The sequence below is a fragment of the Enteractinococcus helveticum genome, from assembly GCF_001657475.1.
GTDB lineage: Bacteria > Actinomycetota > Actinomycetes > Actinomycetales > Micrococcaceae > Yaniella > Yaniella helvetica.
In genome coordinates, this window is the sequence record NZ_LXEY01000097.1 from 1 (window position 1) to 386 (window position 386).

General features: G+C 66.6%; 1 protein-coding gene. It reads right to left on the reverse strand.

Features of this window, described 5'->3' with window-relative positions; all coding sequences use genetic code 11:
- Window positions 1-386: Nramp family divalent metal transporter (locus tag A6F49_RS14745; protein ID WP_043056564.1), on the reverse strand; the 386-nt coding region annotated here is incomplete at both ends.

Below are 386 nucleotides of genomic sequence, written 5' to 3' on the forward strand. Positions count from 1 at the left end.
ATCTCGGGGCTGGGAATAAGCCCCTTGCCGAGCGCCGACAGGCTCGGCTGCGCCCAGGCCAACTCGACCGCAAAGCAGCCGGCGATGACGAGTAGCAGCGCGACGATGAAGGCTTCCAGTTGGCGGAAGCCGCGACGCTGGAGCGCGAGGATCAGCAGCACGTCCGCCGCCGTGACGATCACGCCTGCCACCAGCGGCATGCCGAAGAGCAGGTTGAGCGCGATCGCGGTGCCGATCACTTCGGCAAGATCGCAGGCGATGATGGCAAGCTCGCAGAGCAACCAGAGCGCCATCCGCACAGGCGGAGGATAATGCGCGCGACAGGCCTGGGCGAGATCGAGCCCGGTGACGATGCCCAGCTTCGCCGACAGCGCCTGGAGCACTAT